Origin of the sequence: Aeromonas sp. R4-1 (assembly GCF_040908325.1) — a bacterium.
In the GTDB taxonomy this organism is placed as follows: Bacteria; Pseudomonadota; Gammaproteobacteria; order Enterobacterales; family Aeromonadaceae; genus Aeromonas; species Aeromonas veronii.
Genome location: NZ_JBFODM010000064.1, coordinates 1 through 22439, shown reverse-complemented (window position 1 = coordinate 22439; position 22439 = coordinate 1). Strand labels below are relative to the sequence as shown.

The following is a 22439-nucleotide window of genomic DNA, read 5'->3' as shown; positions in this document are numbered from 1 at the left end:
TGTCCTTGCGCAAACATCGAGCGGGCAGCGACTTGCCCCTGCCCGCATGGCTGAAAAGCGAGGAGGCCAGGCCTCCTCCATAAAGTAGAGTGTCACGCCTGCCAGACCGGCAGCGCGCGGGCTAGACCCCCAATGTGGCACCGCCATCGACCACCAGATCCTGCAGGGTGATATGGCTGGCGGCATCGGAGGCGAGAAACAGCACGCAAGCAGCCACCTCGTCGGGGGTCCCAAGTTTGCCAAGGGGGATCCCCAGCTTGAACTGCCCGGGCAGACCCGCGATGGTGCGCAGTTCCCCTTCGCGCAGTTCCCCCTCCTGCCACATGCCGTACAGCATGGGGGTACGGGTCGAGCCCGGTGACACCAGATTGCAGCGCACGCCGTAGGGAGCAAGTTCCAGCCCTGCCGTTTGGGTGAGACTGGCCAGCGCCGCCTTGGAGGCGCCATAGATGCCCATCCCCACTCGTGGCACCCGACCGGCATTGGAGGAGACATTGACGATGGCGCCCCTGCGCCGTCCCTGAAACCAGGGGGTCAGGGCCCGCATCAGGTAGAAGGGGGCGAAGGTATTGATGGCGAAGGTGCGTTGCAAGAGGGCGTCATCCACCTCATCGATCCTGCCGGTCGCCAGTACGCCAGCGACATTGACCAGCACATCGGGCCCCAGCCCCTCGTCCAGCAGCTGTTCGCAGCAGCGGGTCACAGCCTCGCTGTCGCTCACATCGATCACCACCCCCTTCACGTTGCCGGGCAGCGCCTCGGCCAGTTGCAGATCGAACGCCACCACGCTGGCCCCCGCCTCGGCAAAGGTGCGAGCCACCGCATGGCCAATTCCCTGCGCCGCGCCGGTCACCCAGACGGTTCTGCCTTGCCACTCGCTCATGGGGTGCACTCCGGTTCGCTGATGTGCTCTTCGTTGACCTGATAAGCCGTGTTCTGACTGACATTAAGCTGACGGGAGAGGAGCGCCCACCAGTGAGCCAGGGTCGGCGTACGGGCCAGCTCGGCCAGCTCCACCACCAGCCCCTGCTGACGCCACTCTTCCACCAGCCCCATCACCGCCAGCGAGTCGAGGCCGTAGTCGAGCAGATTGTCATCATCGGTGGGCTGCTCCTGCTGCATCTCGGCGGGCAGCCGCGCCAACACCTGAGCACGCAGCGACTCGCGAGTCAGGGGGCGTTTGCTGGCCGCCATCACCTCGGCCACGGTAATCACCCGACCGGCATTGCGGCTGACGTAGGAGAGCGCCAGCAGATGATCCTCGCGGGAGAAGTCGGCGATGGCATCTGCCACCAGGAAGGGGCGGATATCGCGCATAAACGCATCGACCGCCGTCTGCATCACCCCGATATGGCCATAGATGCCGCAGATCACCAGCTGATCCCGCCCCCATCCGGCCATCAGTTCGGCCAGCGGTGAGCGGCAAAAAGCGCTGTAGCGCCACTTGGTCAGCACCGTATCCTGCGGCTCGGGCGCCAGCGCAGGAACGATGGGTTGGCGCTCCGGCGCACGGGTCAGCCCCGGTCCCCACATGTCATTGAGCAGCGCCCGATCGGCCTGACTCTGTTCGGCGGGCTGGGCGGTGTAGACCACCGGCATGCCGAGGGCACGCGCCTGACGGATCAGGGTGGCGATATGGTCGATGACCTGATTGATTAGCGGATTGTCCGGCCCGTAGAAGTCGACGAAATAGTGCTGCATATCGTGGACCAGCAAGGCGGCGCGGCCCGGTTCGAAGGGCCAGTTCACCCGCCCGGTGGGCAGATCCTCAGCGGTGGGCAGCGGATAGGCGGCGAGGGATTGAATGGTCATGCACACTCCTTGGCGAGCTGCTCGCGCAGCGTCTGTTTGTCTATCTTGCCGACCGGGGTGTGGGGCAGTTGCTCCACCAGCACCAAGCGATCGGGCAGTTTGTAATCGGCCACCCCCTGCTCGCGCAGGAAACGGCGCAAGCGGGGCAGATTGAGGGGCTCGCGGCACATCAAAAAGGCGCAGCTGCGCTCCCCGAGCATGGGATCGGGCATGGCGACCAGTGCCGCCTGCCGCACCTCCGGGTGGGTCAGCAGCAGCTCTTCAATCTCGAGGGCGTCGATCTTCTCCCCGCCCCGGTTGATCTGATCCTTGTTGCGCCCCACCACCATCAGATGACCGCTGGGCAAGCGGCAGACCAGATCGCCGGTGCAGTAGAAACCGTCCCGGTCAAAAGCCCGCTGATTGTGGGCATCAGCCTTGAAGTAGCCGCGAAAGGTGTAGGGGCCACGCGTCCAGAGCTCGCCGCACTCGCCATCGGGCAAGGGGCGTCCGTCTCTGCCTCGCACCTCCACCTCATCGCCCGGGCTCATCGGGCGGCCCTGGGTATTGACGATGTGCCACTGGTCATCCTCGATGCGGGTGTAGTTGACCAGCCCCTCGGCCATGCCGAACACCTGCTGCAGGCGGCAACCAAGGCGGCTCGCTACCGCCTCGGCATGAGCCGGGCTGAGGCGCGCGCCGCCCACCTGCACACACTCCAGAGAGGTCTGCGGATAGTGGCTGGCCGCCTCCAGCCAGAGCGCCAGAGCCGGTGGCACCAGTGCCGCCCAGTTGACCTGATGGCGCTGCACCAGCGGCAGACAGGTTGCTGCAGAGGGATCCTTTGCCAACACCACGCAGCCACCGGCATAAAACACCCCGAGTGCGCCGGGGGAGCTCAGGGGAAAATTGTGGGGCGCAGGCAGGGCACAGAGATAGATCACCCGCTCATCCCAGCCGCACACCGCTACGCTCTGGCGCACGCTGTAGCCATAGTCATCGTGGGTACGGGGGATCAGTTTGGGGGTGCCGGTGCTGCCGCCGGAGAGCTGGAAAAAAGCGACTTGATCGGCCGGGGTAGGAGTTGGCGCGATAGCCGTCAGCAGCGAACCATCAGCACGGGCTATCGGGTCAGGCTGACACCATGCAAATCCTGACTGAAGATCGGAGCCTTCTGCCTGCTCGAACAGCAGTGTCTGGCAAGAAGGCGATACCAGCTCATCAAGGGCCGCCAAGCTCCCCGCTTCATCGGCAAAGCCGGGATGGGAGGGGCTGAGTACCAGCAAGGCGGGCTCAATTTGGCGGGCAAAGGCCACCAGCTCGCGCCGCTGATGACTGTAGAGGGCGTGCACCGCCACTACGCCGCAGCGGATCAGGGCAAACCAGCAGATATAGAACTCGGTGCAGTTGGGCAACTGCACCAGCGCACTATCGCCATGGCCCAGCCCGCGCGCCGCCAACCGCACTGCCAGCGCATCAACCTCACGTTTTAACTGGCCATAACTGAGAGTGCGTTCACCGCAGATCAGGGCCGTGCGCTCGGGATAACGTTCGGCGGAGTCATCGAGCAGGGCGGTGAGCGGTTGCCCGCGCCACCACCCTTGCGCACGGTAGTGGGCTGCCAGCTCGGCGGGCCAGGGGGTAAAGGGCACCAGCGGCTTCATGCAGTTACCTCCGGCTCCCGGCTCTCGAGGCCAAACGCCCGCAGCATGGTGCCAAGCTTGGCGGCGGTCTCTTGCCACTCAGCTTCCGGCGAAGAGCCCACCACTACCCCGGCGCCGGCATAGAGCCGCAGCTGCTTGCCGGCCAGCACGCCACAGCGAATGGTGACTACCCACTCGCCATTGCCATCGGCATCCATCCAACCAACGGCGCCGCAGTAGAAGCGGCGATCGTACCCCTCAAGCCGGGCGATGGCCTGACGCGCTGCCGAGAGCGGCGTGCCGCATACCGCTGGTGTCGGGTGCAGCGCCAGCGCCAGTGCCAGCACGGGAGATGGCTCATGGAGCCGTCCGGCGATGCGGGTCGAGAGGTGCCACATGGTAGGGGTCGCGATCACCTGCGGCTCCGCGGGCACATCCAGCTCGCGGCAGAAGGGAGCGAGGGCCGCAGCAACCGCATCGGCCACCAGCGCATGTTCATAGCGATCTTTTTGCGCCCCAAGCAGTTCGGCACTGGCCGCATGTTGATCAGGAAACGCGTGGCGCGGACGGGAACCCGCCAGCGGATTGCTCACCACCGCCATCTCGCTGCGCGATACCAGCAGCTCGGGGCTCGCACCAAGCAGGGTCTCCCCATCCGGCAGCGGGATCTGGAACACATAGGCGCCCGGATTCTGGGCCAGCAGAGAGCCATAGGCGTGTGCGGGGGAGGTCTGCTCTGCGCTCTGCACGTCGATGGCGCGTGACAACACCACTTTCTCGAGTTGCCCCTCGCTGAACTGCTGCAACGCTGCCCGCACCGCCCCCTGATAGTGGGCGGAGCTGGTCACTTCGCTCACCTCGCCATGGAGCTGGCAACAGCTGGCGGGCAACAGCGCATCCCTTGCGACCCACTGCGATTGCGCCGGGATCACCAGATGCCAGGGAGATTGGGTATCAAACGGAATGGCGCCGATGGCGATGGGATTGACCATCCCCTGCTGGCGCAACTGACGCAGATGGGCGAGCAGCTTCTCCGGCGGGATGCCGGTAAAACTGTCGTGGATACCGGAGGCGACCAGTACCCTGTCACCGCTGGCAAAACAGCACACTTTATCCAGCCCGACCGCTGTGGCGGGCCACTCTCCTTCCAGTGCATGGTCACACATGACGGTGCTACTCCTTGGAATGAATCACTGCCTGACACGACTTAAAGTGAGCCATTTGACTCACCAGATATCAGGGTGAACGGCATCCTAACAAGGAGCGAAAAAACGATCAATACAAATGAGAATCAATTTCATTAACTTCTTTTTAGTCAAAAGAGAGTGACGAACGAAACTGAGCTTCGCCGATAAAAAAGAGTTGCGATCGGAGCAAATTAAATTTGATAATGATAACGCTTATCATTTGAATGTTATGGAAGATGTAAATAATGAAATCCTCAACCTCCCGTTTTATTGCTCCCAGCCTGCTGGCCACCACCATCGTCACTCTGCTGACCCAGCAAGCGATCGCCGCCAGCAACGCCCCTCAAGTCGATGAGGTGATCACCGTCACCACCACGGCGCACAATACCCGCTCGGCGCCAGCCTCTATCTCTGTCATCACGGCCGAACAGATCGCCGCAGCGCCCGTCAATGACCTTGCCGACCTGCTGCGCCACGAAGTGGGCATTCAGGCTGAAGCTGACACCAATGGCCGCAGCGATATCGGTATTCGCGGCATGTCCGGCAAGTACACCCTGGTACTGGTGGATGGCAAACGCCTCTCCTCCTCCAATGCCCTGTGGCGCGGCGGCAACTTCGACAACACTCCCGTGCCCCTTGGCATGATCCAGCGGGTCGAGGTGATCCGTGGCCCCATGTCGGCACTTTATGGCTCCGATGCCATCGGTGGTGTCATCAACATCATCACCAAGCAGCCGGGCAAAACCTGGCAAGGGGCGGCCGATGCCGACTTCAAAGCCATCGAGGGCAAGGATGGCGGCGATCAGCACAGAACCAACCTGGGCTTTACCGGCCCGCTGACCGACAACCTGCTGATCCGGATGAACGGCGAGGTGTATGACCGTCAAGCCTGGACCCCCACCGAAGCTGCTGACGGCATCCCCCTTATCGAAGCCAAACAGACCCGCAACTTCGCCTCCACCCTCAGCTGGCTGGTGGATGAGCAGCAGCGCTTCGAGCTGGATTACCTCTACAACCAGGATGAGCGGCCTCTCGATATCTTCCGTAAAACCGGCAACAAGGTGCACAGCCGCCAGCAGCAAAACGATCGCAACCTGTTTGGTCTGACCCACAAGGGGAACTGGAGCTGGGGTGACACCACCGTCATGGCCAACTATGAAAGCTCCCAGATCGATGATTTCAATACCAGCTACTCGGCCCCGCAGCAGCGCGAACTGGAAGAGAACACCTTGACCCTCAAGGGCTACACCAACCTGGCGCTGGCCAACCACTACCTGACCCTGGGTGGTGAATATCTGGATCGGGAGCTGGTGGATGCGGTGAGCTACAAGGATATCGGCGGCAAGGAGAGTCACTCTCAGGAGGCGCTGTTCGCTCAGGACGAAATTGGCCTGACCGACAGCCTGACCTTCACGCTGGGCGGCCGTTACGATCACCACGAGATCTACGGCAGCCACTTCACCCCGCGCGGCTATCTGGTCTATGAGATGAACGATGTGGTGACCGTCAAGGGCGGGGTCAGCCAAGCCTTCAAGGCTCCGGCACCACACCAGTACTCCAACGGCTACAGCATCGAGAGCTGCGGCGGCAGCTGCCGCATCTATGGCAGCGACAAGGTCAAGCCGGAAACCAGCACCAACTACGAGCTGGGTGTCATCGCAGGAGAAGGGATCTGGGAAACCAGCGCTACCCTCTTCTACTCCGACATCGACGACATGCTCACCTTCAAGCAGTTGCCGAACTCCACTGACCGCACCTGGTACAACCTGGAGAAAGCCACCACCAAGGGGCTGGAGCTGACCGGCAAGCTCGATCTGACCGACAATATCAACCTTGGCGCCAACTACACCTACCTCAAGGCGGAAGGCGATCAGGGTCAGGCACTGCCCGAGCGGCCGGAGCACAAGGCCAATGCCAAGATCACCTGGCAGGCCACCGAGCGGGTCAATGCCTTCGTTGGCACCACCTACACCGGCACCCAGTTTGCCGAGCAGACCGTCAACAAGGTTGTCGTACTGCACAAGCTGCCCAGCTATCAGACCTTCGATCTCGGTACCGGCTTCAAGGTCACCGAGAACTTTGACCTGCGACTGGGGATCAACAACCTGACCGACGTGCGCCTGCAAGAGAAAGATACTGTCTTCCAGAACGTCGAACCGGGTCGCAGCTACTACGTCAGCGGCTCAGCCCGCTTCTAAGGTAGCCAAGGTCGATATAACAGAGCGCGGGCCCATGCCCGCGCTCTGTTAACCAAGAAAATAAGGGGAAGATCCCCACTGGACAGCAAAGAGCATGCAGATTTCCATTTTCATCAGGATCGCTCATGTTCACCTCACTTCTGAATGCTTCACCCCTTGCCACCCTGCCCACCCCTGACGAGATGTTAAAGGCCAGACCCTGTCCGGCACGGCTCGCTCGCCAGATCGCTCGCAGCCGCCAGCAAGCCCGCCATATTCTGCAGGGAGAGGATGATCGCCTGCTGCTGGTGATCGGCCCCTGCTCCATTCACGATCCGGCAGCCGCCCGCGACTATGGTGGCCGGCTCGCTGAACTGCAGGGCCAATACGGGGAGCAGCTGCAACTGGTGATGCGCACCTATTTCGAAAAGCCGCGCACGACGCTCGGCTGGAAAGGATTTATCTTCGATCCCGACCTCGATGGCAGCGATCAACTGGAAAAGGGACTAACCCAGGCTCGGGAGTTACTGTTGGCACTTGGACAGGAAGGGCTCGCCTGTGCCACCGAATTTCTCGATCTCACCAGCATGCTCTATCTGGGCGATCTCATCAGCTGGGGTGCCATTGGCGCCCGCACCACCGAATCCCAGCTCCACCGCCAACTGGCCTCCGCCCTCCCCTGCCCCATCGGTTTTAAAAACGGCACCGACGGCAATATCCGGATCGCGGTAGAGGCGATCCTCGCCAGCCGAGCGGCCCACCTCTATACCCAGCCTTCCGGTAATGGCCAGCTGGCACTGGTGCGCAGCCATGGCAACCCCGACTGCCACCTGATCCTGCGCGGTGGCCGCCAGCCCAACTATCAGAGCTGTCATGTGGCAGAGGCTGGCGACTTGCTGCGCCAGCATCATCTGTCACTCCGGCTGATGATCGATTGCAGCCACGGCAACAGCCAGAAGCAGCATGCCCGCCAGCTGCTGGTTGCCCGTGACATTGCCGACCAGCTGGGTGCTGGTAGCCATGCCATCGCCGCCATCATGGTGGAAAGTTTTATCTGCGAAGGGCATCAGGATATCGGCAGCAAACCGCTACGCTACGGCCAGTCGATCACCGATAGCTGCATCGGCTGGGAACAGACAAGGCAACTGCTCGATATGGTGGCAGAAGGGGTGGAGGCGCGCCGTCAACAGCGGATCGCCCTGGCGGGATAAATAGCGGATTAGAGAGACAACGCAGAAAAGAGTGTGGCCCCGATGGGGCCACCTTGTTGTTCACTGTTTGACGCACATCAGGCGACTGACTCACGCTCCACCAGCTGGGCTTCAAACTTGAGCGCCAAGCCGTCCACCGGCTTGTGATCGAGCAGACGCAGTGCCAGCTCGGCTGCGCGGCTGCCCATCTCCTCGATGGGGTAGCGCACCGTGGTGAGCTTGGGATAGATGTAGCGGGCGTAGGGGATATCGTCGAACCCCACCACCGATACCTGCTGCGGGATCTTGTAACCCCGCTCCAGCAGGCAAGAGATCGCCCCCGCCACCATGCCATCGTTGAAACCGAGCACGGCCGTGAACTCGACACCACGGGCCAGCAGTTCACTCATCGCCACATATCCGCCATTTTCGTCGGCATAGGCGCGGCTGACGAGAGCAGGATCAAAGGCGATCCCGGCTCTCGCCAGAGTTTGGGTGTAACCGGCCATCCGCTGCTGACCATCGACAAACTCTTCATCATCGGAGGTGATAAAGGCGATGTTGCGATGACCGGCATCCAGCAAGTGCTGGCACGCGGTGGTGATCCCCGCCTGGTTATCGAGCCAGACGCAGCGATCCTCAAAGCCCGGCACCTGACGGTTGATAAACACGATGGGAGTGGTACCCGCCGCCAGCTCGCTCAGCTCCTCGTCCGGAAGCGCCTTGCTGTGGAGGATCAGCGCATCGCACTGGCGCTGCAGCAGCGCCTGAATGGCGTGACGCTCGCGTGCGATATCGTGGTTGCCAGACATGACGATGGTGAACTTGTTGGCCTGATCGACCATGGTTTCGATGCCACGCATCATCTGGGCAAAGAAGGGGCCGCCGCAGAGGTCGCCAACCAGCACGCCAATGCAGTTGGAACGCTTGCTGACCAGTGCCTGGGCAAAACTGTTGGGTCGAAAATTCAGTTCCTTCATGGCCGCCAGTACGGCCTCACGCTTTTCCGGTGCTACCTGTGCCGTGTTGTTGATAACCCGCGACACGGTGGAGATAGACACATTTGCCAGCTGAGAAACGTCTTTAATCGTTGCCACTATCCATTCCTTTATTGTGGGGGAACCTGTCGGTGCCGACGCCCGAGTATACCCTGCGGCCTGATGCAATTCCCGGAGCCAGGTCACCAGGCATGTTTCCTTTGGTAACAAAACCTTACCCGATGATACCCGGCAGCAGGGAAATTTGAAAACAGGGGCCGGCTGGCGGCCCCCGACTCAATAGGCGTGATTGAGCTCCCGCTCTGACATGAAGCGCAGCGGCTGCTGCAGCTTGTGCTGATAAATGAGATCGAACGACAACACGTTTTGCACGTAGTTGCGGGTCTCCTTGTAGGGGATGCTCTCGACCCACACGTCCATCGGCTTGTTGTCACTCTGCTCTCGCCAGCGTTTTACCCGTCCCGGCCCGGCGTTGTAGGCGGCGGCCGCCAGGATCCGGTTGCCATCATAGACATCCAGCAAGCGCTTGAGATAGGCGCTCCCCAGACGAATATTCATCGTCGGATCAAACAGTTGCTGCTCGTTGCGATAGGGCACCCCCAGCTTGCCGGCAGTCTCTTTGGCAGTAGCAGGCATCAGTTGCATCAGACCGCGCGCCCCCACCGGCGACTGGGCCAGCGGATAGAGAGCACTCTCCTGACGGGAGATGGCGTAGAGCAAACTGGTGTTCATGGTACGCTCTTGAGCCATCTGGGAGAAGGTGCGCTTGAGCGGCAGCGGGAAGCGCAGGTCGAGGGCATCCCACGCTTCGGCGCGAATGCTGGCGAGAATGGCCAGCTCGTGCCAGCCCTGATTGAGGGCGATATGACCAAACTCGATGCGCTGGGCCACCGGATTGCGATCCATGTTGTGGATCCACTCCGAGCGGGCCGCCGCAATCTCGTTCATCGACAGCAGCTCGCGCACCCGCAACAGGAAGGGCCAGCGCTGACTGGCAGTGCGCCAGTCCGGTACATGCTTGACGCTCTGGTTCTTGATGCGATAGGGCACACCGGTGCGCTGGGCCGCCATGAAACCGTAGAAACCACGCAGGTTGGCAGTCTCCAGATAGAGATCCCGCGCCGGTTTTTGCTGCCCCTGCACTTCAAGGGAGCGCGCCATCCAGTAGCGCCAGCGATCCTCTTTCTGACGGGCCATCGGCATCATCTTCACCCAGCCGGAGAGGCCACGCCAATCCTGCTCCCAGATGGCCAGTCGCGCCCGCAGCTCGGTAATGTCGGGATCCGCCAGCTTTTTCACCGTGCTGTCGACCCAGCTGCGCTGGGCAATGGAGCGATCCAGCAGCAGGCGGCGGGCAATGGCACGCTCTACCGGTTTCACCTCAGCCTGGGTCAGGCCGAAACGGCTGCGAAACAGCGCAAGCTGGCGCAGCACCGACTCCGGCTCCTGATTGGCATAGCGGGTCAAACCGAGGGAGAGCAGCTTGCGGGAATAGGGATTGCTGCTGAAATAGGCCGGGTTCATCGCCTTGGCGGGCTGCTCAAACAGGGTCACCATCTGATCGCCATAGCTTTGCAAGCCGCTACCCAGGGTCGCGCCAAGGTGGCGGATCAGATTGGGGTTTTCCGCCTCGAACGCCAGCGTCATCCGCTGCCAGATCTTCTCCTGGGTTCGCTGACCGGATGCCTGCCACAGCTGGAACAGCGGGGAGCAGGCATCGGGACGGGATTGGCCGCTCATCCAGATCTTGCCCGCCCCCTGCAACGCCTCTTTCGGCTTGCCGGTGTAATAGAGCGCCTGATAGTGCATGCAGAGCAGGTCGGTGGAGCTCGGCTTGGCCGGATAGAAGCGCAGGAACTGCGACCACTGCTGGCTCTGGGCCAGATAGGTCAGATAGCTGCGCTCCAGCCGGTTGGACTGGGGGGTATCCCCATGCTGGCGGATAAAGCGGGTCACATCGTTGTAATCCGCCGCCCCCGGACGAAAGGCGAGCTGATAGTAATCGAGGTAAGGGAGCAGGGGGTAATGGGTCAAACGGGCACGAATTTGCTGGAAACGGGCCTGATCATTGGCCCGTACGGCGTCATACGCCTGACGGTAGAGCGTCTGGTCGGCAGTCTGCGCCATCAGGGTCGGCACAAACAGCGCCGACAAAACAATTCCCCATACAGCTTTCACTGAACATCTCCATTGAGGGCAATACACCGCCCGGTGGCGGTGGGTCTACTGCCTCTCATTCTACCCGTTGCCGGGCAGCGCTACAGCGGGGAGCAGGGACTATTTTTCTGACTCGCTCAGCTGCATTTCGCGCAGTTGCTCCGGTCTGGTCAGACGCTGTACATATTTCTCCAGATAGGGCACCGGCAGCGGCTTGGAGGCGAGATAGCCCTGATAGAAACTGCACCCCTGCGCCTTGAGAAACTCCAGTTGCTGACGGGACTCCACCCCTTCTGCCGTGACGTTGAACCCCATATGTCGCGCCATGGCGATCACCGCCTCGACGATGGCCATGTTGTCGCCATCTTTCGGGATGTCCTGAATGAAGGAGCGGTCGATCTTGAGCTCATCGGCAGGCAGCCGCTTGAGGTAGCTCAGAGAGGAGTAACCGGCGCCAAAATCGTCGATGGCAAAGCTGATGCCGAGCTCCTTGAGCTCGGTCATCTTGCTGATGGTGTCCTCGGCATGACCCAGCACCACGGATTCGGTGATCTCCAGATTGAGGCAGGCCGGATCCATGCCGGTTTGCGCCAACACATCGTGGATCCGCTCGACAAAATCGGTGGCATGGAACTGCTTGGCACTGACGTTGACCGAGATCTGCGGAATATGGATGCCGTTCTCCTCCCACAGCACATACTGGGCACACGCCTCGTGCAGCACCCAGTTGCCGATATCGACAATCAGGTCCGTCTCCTCGGCGATGGGGATAAACTCGGCCGGCGAGACCAGCGAGCGACCGGCCGGCTGCCAGCGAATGAGCGCCTCGACACCAATGATATCGCCGCCATCGACCATATGCTGGGGCTGATAGTAGAGGGTCAGCTCTTGCTGGCTGAGGGCGTTACGCAATTCGTTGTGAATGAGCAGACGGCGATCCGCCTGCTGCTGCATCGAGGCATCGAAGAAGCGACGGGTCTTGCGGCCAGCGGACTTGGCCTGATACATGGCGGTATCTGCCTGCTTGAGCAGATCATCGACCCCCTGCTCCCGATCCGGAAACAGGGTAATGCCGACACTGGCGCCGATGTGCAGCACCTGCCCCACATAGGTATAAGGCGCGGCAATCTCGGTGATAAGCCGTTCGGCAATGATATCGGCCTGCATCTCCGCCTGGGGCGGGCTCGCCGAGAGCGATGGCAGCAACAGTACAAACTCGTCACCGCCGAGGCGGGCCAGACAATCCCCCTGTCGCACCAGCCGTTTGAGACGGGCGGCGACCTCCTTGAGCAGCCAGTCACCGGTGGCGTGGCCGAGGGAGTCGTTGATGGTCTTGAAGTGATCGAGATCGATAAAGAGCAGCGCGCCAATCAAGCCATCGCGGGTCGCCTCGTTGAAGGTCTGCACCAGAGTCTCGTGGAGCTGACGGCGATTGGGCAATCCAGTCAGCTCGTCGTAATAGGCGAGATCCTGAATGCGTCGCTCGGCCGCCTTGCGCTCGGAGATATCCTCGAAGCAGATGACAAAGTGGCTGATCACCCCTTTTTCATCCTGCACCGGCGTCACTATCTCCCACTGGGGATAGGTGTGACCATCGACATGGCGACGCTGGGTCTCCCCCTGCCAGCGGCTGAGGGTATTGAGCTCGTAACCGAGCCCCCCCAGATTTGGCCAGAGATCCTCTTCCAGATGCAGGCCCAGCACCGACTGGCTGTCAAAGCCGGTGATCTGGCTGAAGGCGTTGTTGACCCGCAGGATCTTGAACCCCGGATCCGTAATGATGATCCCTTCGTGGGTCTCGAATGCAACGGCAGAGAGGCGCATCTGGGCATCTGATTGCAGGCGCTCCAGCTCGGCCACCATCCGTACCGAGAAGGTATTGAGCACCGAGGTGAGGTTGCTGGTATCTGCCGGGGCCGAATAGAGCAGCGCCAGATGGCCCAGAAGTTGGCCTCTGGCATCAAACAGCGGCTGACCATAATAAGTCTGCCCGGCCGCCAGCCAGGGTTGATACTCCTGCGACTCGTCGATCACCTCGAAACAGATGGCCCCTTGCTTGTAGAGCTCCTGACAGGGGGAGCCCGCCAGCGGATAGTCCTTCTGCGCCAGCCCGTCGGCGGCCAGCACTTTGACCCGGTCGGCACCGCACAACTCACCCACCCAGACCGCATCCACCTTGAGGATATGGGCCAGCTGGCTGACCAGGGTATTGAAGAAATCGAGCCCGGTGCGGGCAGAGAGCGCCTGCGCCAACTGGGTGAGCAGGGTGGTTTGCAGCAACGGCAAAGAGAGATTGAGAGAGGAGACCGCACTGTTGGCGGTATCAAGAGGGGCCAGCCAGCCACAGCAGATCTGCTGGGTGGGCACAAACTGGCCACTCCAGAGCACATGGTTGAGCTGCCCCTGATCATCTTTCAGATGACCGATGAACTGTTCAGGCAGATGTGATTCATGAAGCCGGACGAGAAAGTCGGCAAAGCCTGCCTCATCTTCCGGTAACAGGCGAGCGGCCCAGGGATGATTGCCCTCCCCTTGCCACTGCTGGTAGGCCCCCTGATCAGAGAGACTCCACTGATCATGTTGCCGATCGAAAAACCACATGACTTGCGTGGCCTGCTGCTTCATTTACCACTCCAACACAACAACCAACCACGTTTGATGTCCAATCAGGCATAGCAACGCCCCCTGCATCCGCTCATCAGATCAGAGGTTGCGAGGGAAGAGTACAAACATGCGATATCAAGCAGTGGAAACCGGACATGAGGTCGACACGAAGTGCTGCCAAGAAGGGACAGAAACGATCCTATTCCCGTCATACTGCCTGCCAGTTTCATGGAGCTCAAGCTGTTTTTGGCACGAAACCGGAAAAGATCACAATTTATAAGTTGCTGAATAGCCAAGGGAAGGTTATGTGACATAGATCACATTTCAATCTTTACCAATGAGTAATCTGAAGGTGAAGACACAAGCAAGTCGACCCGAAGGGGGCCAATATGAAAATCGAAATTACCAGCAAAATCATCGACATCACCCCGGCTATCCGCGAGCGCATCGAATCCCGTTTTGAAAAGCTCGAACGTCTTCAGGTGCCTCTCATCACACCCCATGTGATTGTTTCCAAAGAGCGTCTGATGTTCACTGTCGAAGCCAGTGCTGGCATCCCCAACGGCAAACTGTTTGCCCAGGCAGAGCATGAGGATCTCTACGCCGCCATCAACGAACTGGGGCAAAAACTGGAGCGCCAACTCAACCGTCACACCGAAAAGCCAATTGCCCGTCGTGCCAATGCCGCGCTCAAAGAGCAGCCGCAACCGGATGAAGCTGACGCTTGATAGCATGCCGCAAGGCTAAAAATTTCAAAGAGCATAAAGGCGGGGTCACCCGCCTTTTTGTTGCCTGTGATTTGCCGACAAGCACAGCATTACACCAGTGAACAGGCGCCATCAACTGAGCCAGTGCAACCGGGTATCCACCCCCTCTTGCAAACGGTCGAGGATCGGCAGCAATACCAGCGGATCTTCCTGCCTCGGCATATCGGCCAGCTTTCCTTGCAACCGCTCCCGCGCCAGCGGCGACAGGTTATCGTAGACAGCCTCATCCAGCAGCGGTTGTTTGACCGCCAGCGGCGATGTTTGCAGCGCCAGCCAGAGCCGCACATCCACCATGCTTCCCCCCTGTTGCAACCGCTCATTGATGGCACTGCAGTCACTCCCAACCCCTTCAGCCACCAGCACCTCTGCCGGTCTCAGGTCAAAGTGCAGACGCCAGTCACGGCTCTGGGGAGTGGCCGCCGGTTTGGCATCAAACCAGGGCTGCTCCTCCACCGCATCGGTCAGCAGGGCCAGATGCAACCGGAAATCCGCCCGATCGCCATGCTGCAGGTCACGGTTGAGGCGCTGCCCCAACTGGCCCTCATCGACGAGCAGGTGATTACGGATTGAACTGGGCAGCATGAGATAACTCTCGAAAATGGCGATTTCACTGGTTATCGGCCACAAATCCAATTCTTTTAATGGAAAAATCCTGCTTGGGGGTTCACAAAACCGGAAGATCTGTTAGTATGCGCCTCGTACTTGTGGAGGGGTTCCCGAGCGGCCAAAGGGATCAGACTGTAAATCTGACGGCTCTGCCTTCGAAGGTTCGAATCCTTCTCCCTCCACCATTTCAAGTGCGACAAGTTGAAAGCAATACCCCGTGGAGGGGTTCCCGAGCGGCCAAAGGGATCAGACTGTAAATCTGACGGCTCTGCCTTCGAAGGTTCGAATCCTTCTCCCTCCACCATCATTCAGAAAACCCGGCCTAGCGCCGGGTTTTCGCATTTCTGGTCTGCCCAATCCGTTATTCCTCTGCACTCCAGTCCCTTATCGCCGTTTGTCTGCTACCGATCGCGCAATAAAAAAACGGGAGGCGTGCGCCTCCCGTTTACGTTCATATCAGCCCTGTTACGGGATGAAGCGTTACAGAGTAAAGCGATAGAAGATATCGACCGCCTGAGCCACCCCGCTCATCGCCTGCAGATAGAGCCGTGGCAATACCTCGTAGCGCAGCTTGAATTCGGCGATGGGGCTGAAAACCCCGACCCCGTACTGGAACTGCAAGCCCGGCAGCAGATAGGCCGACAGCGTCACCTGGGTGTTGTCGCCACTGCCCGCCGTATCGAGGGAGACATCGCTCATCCCGAGCGACTCGCCGATACTCGACACCACACCGTTGGCCTGACTCACCGCACCGGCCACCAGCAGACCGTTGAAACCGCCATCCTCACCGCCGGTCTGCAACCCTTTGCCGCGCAGCAGATAGGAGAGCTGTTCCGACTGCGCCATCTGCGGCTCGGAGTAGACAGTGATCTCCGGCTTGCTGGCAGGGCCGGTCACCCGCACCCCGACCGTCACCTGACCTTCTATGGTATCGGGATCCCGGTTGGCCTCGATGTTGAGGAACGGCCGATCCAGCGGACCGGAGAAGAGGATCCGCCCCTCCTTGATGATGAGGTTCTGACCGTAAGCCTTGAAGCGGCCGTTGGTCAGCACCAGCTGGCCGTTGCCTGCCAGCGGCTTCTCGGGATCCTGACGGATATTGAGGCCACCGGAGACATCGGTCTTCAACCCCATGGCATCAAGCTTCACATCGTTGCCAAGGCGGATCGCCACCTTCATCGCCAGCGGCAGACTTGCCTGCTTGGGAGCAGGGGGCAGATCGTCATAGACCACGGTCACATCGTCTGAGACCGCCACCGCCGAATCCGGCAGGCTCTTGACCAGAATACGTGCCCAGGGAATATCCACCTGACCGGTAATGCGGGTCTCCTCACCCAGCGACACCGCGATATCGGGAGAGACTCTGACCCGGCCCATGCCCGGATATTGCGCCTCCAGATCCTTACCCTGAATGGTGAGGCTGCCGCTGACCGGCATCTTGGCCCAGCTGAGCCAGCCGCCCAACGCCAGCGGTCCCTTGCCCACCAGCATGGAGCCATCGAGCTCGGCGCGGTTGCCTTCGATCTTGAGGCGGGTCACCAGCTTGGTCAGGGTCACCATGTCGGAGTGGGTCTGCACTTCACCGTCACGCAGGTTGAGCTGGCCAAACAGCAGGGGCGCCCCCAGGGTGCCGTCGAAGCGGGCATCGGCGGAGATGATCCCTTGCAGGGAGCGCACCTCAGGGATGAGCGGCGCAAAGGTATTGAGCTTGAGATCATCAAACTTGAGCTGACCACCGAGCAGACCGCGACCGGCGGGCTCCTTGATCAGCAGATCGGTATCGATATTGCCGATCTGTTTGGAGGCAAAATCGAGGCGAATGGCCGCCTGCTGCCGCTCGAAATCAAGGGCCAGAGCCAGCTGCTGATAGTCGGTCTTGAGGCCATCGGCCACAAAAGTGCCCGGCGTGGTACGCACCACCGCATGCAAGGTAGGCTGATTGCCACGCCAGCTGGCACGCCCATCGGCCGTGAGCATCGCCTGCCAGCGGAAGTTGTCCGGCAACCAGGGGCGTAGCCGCTTGAGATCAAACTCGCTCAGGGCAAACTCCAGGGTGCCCTGGGCAGCGGAGACCTGACTCCCCTTGACGCAGAGGCTGGCCCCCTGGGAGCCGAGGCAAAGATCCCCCATCGCCAGCCGCTGACGCGGCAGATCGAGATCCAGTGCCCAGGGGGAGCTCAAGTCCCAACGGCGCAGCGGAGTTTTCAGCCGCAACTCGGAGAGCGCCCCGCGCCAGTGATCCCCGCGCACGCCGCCACCCAGTTTGAGGTTGGCGGCAACAGGGTCACCCTTCATGGTCAGGGTCAACAGATGCTGACTGATATCGCCGCTGAGGTTCAGGGCCAGCTGGCTGAGCTTGGTTTCGCCCTGTTTCAGCTGCGCCACCAACAACGCGAGCTCACCGGCCGGTTTGGCGCCGATCACCACATTGCCCTTGAGACTAATGCCCTTCAGGTCGGTGCCGGCATAGTAGAGCCGCTCGGAGGCGAGATCCGCATCGATTTTTGGCGTCTGCTGATTGCCACTGACCTTCACCTGCCCCTTGATATCCCCTTTCAGGCCGGGATAGATGCCCCCCAGCTGGGGAGCCTGCAGGTTGGCATCAAGCCTCCACTGGGCGCTGCTGATACTGCCCTTGGCCTGCAACTGGTTCGGGCCACTTTGCAGCGAGAGCGCCGGGATCTGCCACTCCATCTTGTCGTTGCCGCTGAGCTCCCCCTTGAGGGCCAGCGGGTACTGGTTGAGCTTGCCATCCACCTTGAGCTTGGGCAGTTTCAGCTCCCAGTGGCCCGCTTCGTTCATCACGAAACGGCTCTCCAGCTCACCGGCCAGCGTCCCTTTCAGCTCAGGCAGCAGCTCGGCCGGATTGATCCCCTTGAACAGGGTGGTTCCCTGCCACTCGATCCCCTTGTTCCAGGCGAGCTTGCCATCGAGCTTCAATTCCCCCTTGAGGGCATTGAGCTGCAAGGCGATCTTGCTGAGCCGCTCCAGATCCCCCTTCCCGTCCAGCGCAAGCTTGAAGGGGGGGACATCGGTCCCCTTGCCGGAGGTATTGAGGGCAAACTGGTAGCCGGAGAGCTTGCCCTTGGCAGTCAGGCTTCCTTTGTCCAGCCGATAGCTCGGCTCATCTTTGGCAGGCTTGTGAAGAGGCCAGCCGAGGCTCTTCCAGTCGAGGGCCACATCAAAAGGGAGATCCGGGTCGAGGGCGGCCAGCGAGCCCTTGAGATTGGCGGCGACCGGCCCCTTGGCCGACAACACCAGCCCCAGCTTGCCGACCGAACCGCTCAGCGCCAGCGTGGCCTGCTCACCCTGCAACTCGCCATCCAGCAGCCCCTTGCGGGCCTTGGCATCCAGCGTCACCGCCAGCGGGTAGTCATCACTGAGCTGGATATGGCCCTTGAGCGCCAGATCGGCCATGGCGTGGCGCAGCGAGAGCTCGCGCACCTCGATGCGATCATCGACGGCGGTGGCCGACAGCAGCAGCCTGTCGAGCCCTTCAATCAGCTCGCCCTGCTTATATTGCACCCGGGTCGCGCTGACCCCTTCCAGCTGGATGGGGAAAGGAAGGTGAATGGCGGGCAGGAGAATGGGGGCTGCCTTTGCCGTGTTCGCAGCTGGCGCCCCGTTGCCCTGTTTGGGGGTCTTGGCGCTGGCCTTGTCGTTGTGCGCCACCGCAGCACCGGCTTGCTTCTCGTTAGCGGCCGGCTGCTTGGCAGATTTGGCTGTGTTGGAGAGTGCCGCGTCATCCAGCGTCACCGTCAGGTTATCGAGCACCGGGCCGCGCACGATCAGCCCCTTGCGGTTGAGGGTGGCGCCGATATCGAGGGACCCCAGCGTCACGGCCACGCCGGGCACTGCCAGATCGAGATCGGCCACCTTGAGGCTGTCGACCTGAATTTTGAGTGGCAGCGGGCGCCAGACAAAGGGTTCGGAAGGCTCTTCCGGGGCAGGCTCCGAGTCGGCCACCTTCACCACCGGATGAGTCACTTCAAGCGATTTGATCCAGAGTTTGCCCTGCAGCAACTTGCCGAGATCCCAGTCGAGCACGGCGCGATCCACCGTGACATCCACCAGCTCATCCTGCCAGCCCACCCCTTCCAGGGTCCAGCCATAGCCAAGCTGACCCGCCACCAGCTCCCCCTTAAGAGAAGGAAGCGCTCCCTTGGCCTGTTGCCACAACCACTTGTTGCCCTGATGGGTAAAGCCCAGCAGGCTGACGCCGATGAGCAGCAGGAACACCAGCCCCATCAGCCAGAGAAAAATACGTTTTAGCCAGATCACAATGCAGCCCCCCGCGCAAGATACAGCCGCAGCGACCAAAGAAAAAAGCGTTTAGACAACATCATAATTCAGGCCCCAATGCGAAATGCAGCCGCAAGGGCTTGTCCTCCTCCGATACCCCGACCGCCAGATCCAGCCTGACCTGACCGATGGGGGTGACCCAGCGCACACCGACGCCGGTACCTATTTTCCAGGGCTCGCTGTAATCGGTGGTGGAGGTGCCGCCATCCACAAACATGGCCCCCAGCCACTTCTCGCTGAAGCGGTAGTTGTATTCCAGACTGGCCACGCTGGTGTAGCGACCACCGGTCAGCTTGCCATCCGGCCCGGTGGGGGAGATGCTCTCGTAACCAAAGCCGCGCACCGTCTGATCGCCACCGGTAAAGAAGCGCAAGGACGGCGGCACCAGCGAGAAGCTGTCACCTATGATGGCCCCCTGCTCGGCCCGCATCAGGAATCTGTGGTTATCGCCGAGGGTACGCAGCCACTTGCTGCGCCCCCACACCCGCATAAAGCTGATGTCGGAACCCCATCTGGGATCGGAGAACTCCAGCGTCAGCTGCTGGCGATCCCCCCAGTCGGGCACCAGGGTGCCGCGCACCCGCAGTCGGGACCAAGAGACCCCGGGGATCAGCAGCAAGCTGTTCCCCTCGTCGGCGCCCTGGGTATAGATCTCGTTCTCCAGCCGGATAAAGACGTCCCGATCCCAGCTCTCCGGCCGCCGCGTCCAGCGGTGCACACCGATAGTGGTGAGATCGGAGCGGGTATCGTTGTTGTCCTTGTACTGGTAGCCGGTCTGGATGGAGTAGTAGTCCCGCAGCGGGTTGCCCACCGGGATCTGATAGTCGAAGCTGAGCTCTGCCTCCGGCGCCGACACCTTGGCGGTGGCAAACAGACGATGACCATAGCGGTTGACCCAGGGCTTCTCCCAGGTGGCACTCATCCGCGGGCCTACGTCGGTGGCATAACCGATACCGGTCTCGATTTCGTGATCGACCCGGTTATCCAGCGTCACCACGATGGGAACCCGATAGTTGCTCGCCTCGCTCAATACCGGCTTGATATCTACCTGACGGAACAGCTTGGTGGAGGAGACATCCTGCGACATCTCGGCCAGACGGATGGCGAGATAGGGGTCGCCGCTCTTGATGTTGATAAGCGGGCGAATAAGGTGAAGCGCTTCGGGGGTGGCATCGTAGCGGATCTCGCCAAAACGGTAGCGATGGCCCGATTCGAACAGAATAAAGATCTCCGCCGTCCCCTTGTCCGGGAACACCTTGACCTGACTCTTGCTCAGCTTGGCATCAAAGTAACCGCGGGCCAGCCCGAGACTGCCCAGATCCGCCTTGATGGATTCATATTTGGCGTGATTGAGGGGCTCGCCCTCTTTGAGGGGCAACTTGTCCAGCAAGGCGCTGTAGAGCTCGTCGCTGCCCGCATCCCCCTCCAGCAGAATATCGAGGCGGGAGACGATAACCGGCTCCCCCTTGTCCACCTCAATCACCACTTTGGACGGGGTTTTCTTGTCGCGACTCAGGGTGATTTTCGGCTGGTAGTAGCCATAAACCTGCAGCGCCTTTTGCACGCTCTCGGTGATTTTGGCGCGGGCCGGGCGGTATTGCCGCTCCTGATAGACTGGCAGGGCATTGAGATAGGCTTCAACGTTATCTTTGTTCTCCCCTTTCAACCCCTTGACCTGATAGGTGAGCTTGGCGGCAAACGCGGGCGAAGCCAGCAGCGACAGCAACAGGCCCACCCCCAGTACCCGCAGGCCGCGGCGAAACGCAGGGCCGGACAGTGAACGCCCTGCCAGCAGGGATGAAATGCATCCTGTCAAAGGTCAATATTCCTGAATCTGTGGTGAAGGAAACCAGCGCCCTTTCGGGCCAACCCCGAATGCGGCGCAGCACGCCATGCAGTGCATGGCCGTGACACAATAATGCGCGCCAGAAAAATGGCGAACCTTATCCTAACATAGGCATCGGCCAGCGACAGCGCGGTGCCATTGGCAAATTCGCCATATCTTTTAAGAGGTTGACCACAAATCACACATTTTGGTGACAATGACGACGCCCGCTTTCCCGATGAGGGCGAGCTGACCTGCCCTGAACATGCTTCACCCCGTCGTCAGGCACCATTTGTCACCTCTCCCCCTCTCTTTACCCAAAAGCACCGTAAAGCCCCGTCATTCATGGCGGGGATATAAGGTGTGAATGGCGTAGCCGTTCCATGGTTAATGAGGTGTTTGCTGTTGCTCGATGTACTGCCGGATGATCTCTATCGGAGCGCCGCCACAACTCGATGCAAAGTAAGATGGCGACCACAACATGCCCTTGTAGTAGAACTTGGCGGCGATGTCTGGCCGCTCTTTTCGCAGCACCCGACTGGATGCCCCTTTTAGGCTGTTCACCAGCGCCGATACTGCCACTTTTGGCGGGTAATTCACCAGCAGGTGAACATGATCAACCTCTCCATCCATCTCTTTTAGCTCTGCCTCAAAGTCAGCGCAGATCTTGGAGAACAGCTCTCTAAGGCGGTCGATGGCGGCATTGTCGAATACTCTTCTGCGATATTTCGTCACAAAGACCAAATGAACATGCATAGAGAAAACGCAGTGTCTGCCAGTTCTAATGTCATTGATTTTGCTCATAGACCAAAGTATATTATGGCCATGCAACGACTTCAAGCCTTCAAATATGAACTTCGGCCAGACGGCCAGCAACAGCTGCGAATGCGCCGCTTCGCTGGTTCATGCCGTTTCGTGTTCAACAAGGCGCTGGCGTTGCAGCAGGAGCGCTTTGAACAGGGCGAGAAGAAGCTCGGCTATGCGGAGCTGTGTAAACAGCTCACCCAATGGAAGTCGGAAGACTCAACCGCTTGGCTTGCCGAAACGCCCTCCCAACCCTTGCAGCAAACGCTAAAAGATCTGGAGCGAGCCTACACTAACTTCTTCGCCAAACGCGCCGATTTCCCTCGCTTCAAAAAGAAGGGTTTATCCGATAGCTTCCGCTATCCGCAAGGTTTCAAGCTCGATCAGG

Annotated in this window: 15 protein-coding genes and 2 tRNA genes; 6 read left to right on the top strand and 11 right to left on the bottom strand. The window is 60.5% G+C overall.

Going from position 1 to position 22439, the window contains the following annotated elements; translation table 11 throughout:
* Positions 1–121: 121 nt before the first annotated feature.
* Genes dhbA through AB5Y90_RS11205 form a run of 4 tightly spaced genes read right to left on the bottom strand, consistent with a single transcriptional unit; the run spans position 122 to position 4600 of the window.
* Positions 122–883 carry a 2,3-dihydro-2,3-dihydroxybenzoate dehydrogenase gene (gene dhbA / locus AB5Y90_RS11220; RefSeq protein WP_270819013.1) on the bottom strand — a complete coding sequence of 254 codons (762 nt, stop codon included), beginning with the start codon at positions 881–883 and terminating at the stop codon, positions 122–124.
* Positions 880–1812: an isochorismatase family protein gene (locus AB5Y90_RS11215; RefSeq protein ID WP_270819012.1), complete on the bottom strand. Its 933-nt coding sequence runs from the start codon at positions 1810–1812 to the stop codon at positions 880–882. The genes dhbA and AB5Y90_RS11215 overlap by 4 nt, the downstream gene beginning before the upstream one ends.
* Positions 1809–3455 (bottom strand): (2,3-dihydroxybenzoyl)adenylate synthase, encoded by a 1647-nt coding sequence (locus tag AB5Y90_RS11210; RefSeq protein ID WP_307895152.1) that lies wholly within the window; start codon positions 3453–3455, stop codon positions 1809–1811. The genes AB5Y90_RS11215 and AB5Y90_RS11210 overlap by 4 nt, the downstream gene beginning before the upstream one ends.
* Positions 3452–4600, bottom strand: a complete 1149-nt coding sequence (locus AB5Y90_RS11205) for an isochorismate synthase MenF (protein ID WP_270819010.1) — start codon at positions 4598–4600, stop codon at positions 3452–3454. Before AB5Y90_RS11205 ends, AB5Y90_RS11210 begins: the two co-directional genes overlap by 4 nt.
* A 266-nt stretch (positions 4601–4866) precedes the next feature.
* Here AB5Y90_RS11205 and AB5Y90_RS11200 point away from each other — a divergent pair, with 266 nt between their 5' ends.
* Complete coding sequence (locus AB5Y90_RS11200) at positions 4867–6819, top strand: TonB-dependent receptor (protein ID WP_216955108.1); 1953 nt, start codon at positions 4867–4869, stop codon at positions 6817–6819.
* 125 nt (positions 6820–6944) lie between these two features.
* A complete protein-coding gene (locus tag AB5Y90_RS11195; protein WP_270656593.1) occupies positions 6945–8009 on the top strand; it encodes a 3-deoxy-7-phosphoheptulonate synthase in 1065 nt (354 codons plus the stop codon).
* Between the two features lie 77 nt (positions 8010–8086).
* On the opposite strand, the gene AB5Y90_RS11190 is transcribed toward AB5Y90_RS11195, so the two are convergent.
* From AB5Y90_RS11190 to AB5Y90_RS11180, 3 genes are all read right to left on the bottom strand, one after another.
* On the bottom strand, positions 8087–9085 hold the full coding sequence (locus AB5Y90_RS11190) for a LacI family DNA-binding transcriptional regulator (protein ID WP_227094893.1): 999 nt from the start codon (positions 9083–9085) through the stop codon (positions 8087–8089).
* Positions 9086–9262: 177 nt separating this feature from the next.
* Positions 9263–11164: a transglycosylase SLT domain-containing protein gene (locus tag AB5Y90_RS11185; protein ID WP_040066126.1), complete on the bottom strand. Its 1902-nt coding sequence runs from the start codon at positions 11162–11164 to the stop codon at positions 9263–9265.
* A 99-nt stretch (positions 11165–11263) separates the two neighbouring features.
* Positions 11264–13768, bottom strand: coding sequence for a bifunctional diguanylate cyclase/phosphodiesterase (locus tag AB5Y90_RS11180; RefSeq protein ID WP_021231088.1), 2505 nt, complete (start codon positions 13766–13768; stop codon positions 11264–11266).
* A 368-nt stretch (positions 13769–14136) separates the two neighbouring features.
* Here AB5Y90_RS11180 and raiA point away from each other — a divergent pair, with 368 nt between their 5' ends.
* The gene (raiA, locus tag AB5Y90_RS11175) at positions 14137–14475 is read left to right on the top strand and encodes a ribosome-associated translation inhibitor RaiA (RefSeq protein ID WP_005334257.1); all 339 of its coding nucleotides are present in this window, start codon (positions 14137–14139) and stop codon (positions 14473–14475) included.
* Between the two features lie 111 nt (positions 14476–14586).
* On the opposite strand, the gene AB5Y90_RS11170 is transcribed toward raiA, so the two are convergent.
* Positions 14587–15096: a VC2046/SO_2500 family protein gene (locus tag AB5Y90_RS11170; protein ID WP_307895153.1), complete on the bottom strand. Its 510-nt coding sequence runs from the start codon at positions 15094–15096 to the stop codon at positions 14587–14589.
* Positions 15097–15220: 124 nt separating this feature from the next.
* Here AB5Y90_RS11170 and AB5Y90_RS11165 point away from each other — a divergent pair.
* Positions 15221–15305 (top strand) — tRNA-Tyr (locus AB5Y90_RS11165).
* Between the two features lie 34 nt (positions 15306–15339).
* Positions 15340–15424, top strand: a tRNA-Tyr gene (locus AB5Y90_RS11160).
* Positions 15425–15600: 176 nt separating this feature from the next.
* Here AB5Y90_RS11160 and AB5Y90_RS11155 read toward each other — a convergent pair.
* From AB5Y90_RS11155 to tnpA, 3 genes are all read right to left on the bottom strand, one after another.
* Complete coding sequence (locus AB5Y90_RS11155; protein WP_270660749.1) at positions 15601–19401, bottom strand: translocation/assembly module TamB domain-containing protein; 3801 nt, start codon at positions 19399–19401, stop codon at positions 15601–15603.
* Positions 19402–19462: 61 nt separating this feature from the next.
* Entirely contained in the window at positions 19463–21238 is a 1776-nt protein-coding gene (locus AB5Y90_RS11150; RefSeq protein ID WP_270660748.1) for an autotransporter assembly complex family protein, read from the bottom strand.
* Positions 21239–21634: 396 nt separating this feature from the next.
* Positions 21635–22051 (bottom strand): IS200/IS605 family transposase, encoded by a 417-nt coding sequence (gene tnpA, locus AB5Y90_RS11145; RefSeq protein WP_064338318.1) that lies wholly within the window; start codon positions 22049–22051, stop codon positions 21635–21637.
* Here tnpA and AB5Y90_RS11140 point away from each other — a divergent pair.
* Positions 22016–22439 (top strand): RNA-guided endonuclease InsQ/TnpB family protein (locus tag AB5Y90_RS11140; protein WP_368166724.1); only part of this gene is annotated, 424 nt, incomplete at its 3' end. The two genes, tnpA and AB5Y90_RS11140, sit on opposite strands and share 36 nt — an antisense overlap.

Coding starts and splice junctions, on each gene's coding strand:
- AB5Y90_RS11210 (WP_307895152.1), bottom strand. CDS start 3,455: ATGAAGCCGCTGGTGCCCTTTACCCCCTGGCCCGCCGAGCTGGCAGCC.
- AB5Y90_RS11195 (WP_270656593.1), top strand. CDS start 6,945: ATGTTCACCTCACTTCTGAATGCTTCACCCCTTGCCACCCTGCCCACC.
- AB5Y90_RS11205 (WP_270819010.1), bottom strand. CDS start 4,600: ATGTGTGACCATGCACTGGAAGGAGAGTGGCCCGCCACAGCGGTCGGG.
- AB5Y90_RS11180 (WP_021231088.1), bottom strand. CDS start 13,768: ATGAAGCAGCAGGCCACGCAAGTCATGTGGTTTTTCGATCGGCAACAT.
- AB5Y90_RS11170 (WP_307895153.1), bottom strand. CDS start 15,096: ATGCTGCCCAGTTCAATCCGTAATCACCTGCTCGTCGATGAGGGCCAG.
- dhbA (WP_270819013.1), bottom strand. CDS start 883: ATGAGCGAGTGGCAAGGCAGAACCGTCTGGGTGACCGGCGCGGCGCAG.
- tnpA (WP_064338318.1), bottom strand. CDS start 22,051: ATGAGCAAAATCAATGACATTAGAACTGGCAGACACTGCGTTTTCTCT.
- AB5Y90_RS11215 (WP_270819012.1), bottom strand. CDS start 1,812: ATGACCATTCAATCCCTCGCCGCCTATCCGCTGCCCACCGCTGAGGAT.
- raiA (WP_005334257.1), top strand. CDS start 14,137: ATGAAAATCGAAATTACCAGCAAAATCATCGACATCACCCCGGCTATC.
- AB5Y90_RS11200 (WP_216955108.1), top strand. CDS start 4,867: ATGAAATCCTCAACCTCCCGTTTTATTGCTCCCAGCCTGCTGGCCACC.